The organism is Rodentibacter sp. Ppn85 (assembly GCF_001999335.1).
Taxonomy (GTDB): Bacteria; Pseudomonadota; Gammaproteobacteria; order Enterobacterales; family Pasteurellaceae; genus Rodentibacter.
Window position 1 is genome coordinate 1 of record NZ_MLHS01000034.1, and the last position, 1,587, is coordinate 1,587.

Genomic DNA, 1,587 nt, shown 5'->3' on the forward strand with positions numbered 1-1,587 from the left:
AATTGCTCCACAAGTTTTAAACGATATTGAAAGGCTTCTTTCGTTTCCTCTTTATCTTCCATATCCGCCAACATTTCCGCTATCACATACTGTGCTTCCCGACTACCTAAATCCGCCGCTTTTCTTAAATAAGCATATTTGCCGTCTTTTTCCGTACGCACACCATAGCCAATATCCAAATAGCCATACAAATTATAATAAGCAGTGGCGGGTAACTGTTTTGCCAGTTCTTCATTCAGATTATGCACTTCCGTTTGTGGCATATCGCTGCTAATCCGTCCGCTTTGTAGCAGATATTGCAGCCGTACGTTGGCTTTATAATCGCCGTTTAGTGCTGCTATGCGGTAATAACGCGCCAGCCCGTTCCACACGTCATCGCCTTTCTCGCCCTCCCACATATTATGTAGGTCGTGATAAAGAGCATAGTTATAAAGCTGTTGGGTGTCTTCCGACAGAGGGGGGCGTTCCTCTTTCTTGCACGTAAATTCTAAGGCTGCCAGTTGTTCCAGTTTTGCCATGTTTGTTTTCCTCTGTTGTTCTTTTTGCTTGGCATATCAACGCTCCGGACGAGAACCGGAAGGCCCGCCACCCAGGGTTATCGGTATCGGGTTACATTCCAGATAACGGTATAGCCAAAACAAACCGATGATTGTTACGATGATAAACATCAATAAAATTTTTAAACATTTTTTCATTAATCAGCCCGACTTACTTTAGGATTAGGTCTAAAAAATTGGCGTAATGGATAAAGGGGCTTTATGTCCCCGTTCATTCTTGCCAATCTATTATTTCTCATTAATCGCCCCCATACATCAAATGCATTCTTTGCCACATTATAATTATACATACCCTCCGGATTGGCGGCGGCATTTTGCTTGGTATGTAAGTCCCATAACCGTTTACGTAAATCACGCGCCACCTCGCCCGCCTCCAAAATAATGCCCAATTCCGTATCTTTTTCCATACTACGCGTATTTAAGTTTGCCGAGCTGATAACGGTGAATACGTCATCAATAATGGTGACTTTGGAATGCACATAGACTTCTTGCCACGCATTATCCGCCACAAGGGTGCAAATATGCGCTTTAATGCCCGGCGTGTCGTCCAGTTCATAACCTAGTTTTTGGGTAAATTGGCGATCTTCTTCCGGTTCGGGAATTTCTTCCTGTTTTTTTATTTTACCTTCAGCTTCCTGTACCGCTCTTTTGTGCTTTGCAATTTCTTCATCAAGTGCCTTGACCCGCTCGGCGGTCGCTTTATCTAAGGGCGCCGGTATACCTAGCATACCGCGTATATTGCTATTGGCTAACGCCAGTTTCTCTCTTTCCGCTTCCAATTCTTCTACCCGCACCTTCTTCGCCACATTCGGCATCACATCCTGTCTGCCTAATAATTTCAACATATTATTGGTGGTCAGGGTCCCGTCACCAATAGCGCTGTCCGACGAGTTGGTCACGGTAAACCAGTGGATAGGGCCGGCTCTGCCTTTTCTCATGGTTTTCCAGTGCGATAAAAATTCTTCAACCAGTACCGGCCAGCGGAAATATTGGTTTTCCATGTAAAGATAACTGGTGGTCTGTTTAATAT

General features: G+C 44.5%; 2 protein-coding genes and 1 pseudogene. All 3 read right to left on the reverse strand.

What is annotated here, in order from left to right; genetic code table 11:
* Positions 1-518: pseudogene (locus BKL51_RS06000) on the reverse strand (sel1 repeat family protein); the annotation flags it as partial.
* A 36-nt stretch (positions 519-554) separates the two neighbouring features.
* Positions 555-695 carry a hypothetical protein gene (locus tag BKL51_RS12065; protein ID WP_233127086.1) on the reverse strand — a complete coding sequence of 47 codons (141 nt, stop codon included), beginning with the start codon at positions 693-695 and terminating at the stop codon, positions 555-557.
* Positions 695-1,587 (reverse strand): phospholipase D-like domain-containing protein (locus BKL51_RS06005; RefSeq protein WP_233127087.1); only part of this gene is annotated, 893 nt, incomplete at its 5' end. The genes BKL51_RS06005 and BKL51_RS12065, both read right to left, overlap by 1 nt.

What these genes read in the sequence shown, in the direction of transcription:
- BKL51_RS12065 (WP_233127086.1), bottom strand. Translation starts at nt 695, where the DNA reads ATGAAAAAATGTTTAAAAATTTTATTGATGTTTATCATCGTAACAATC.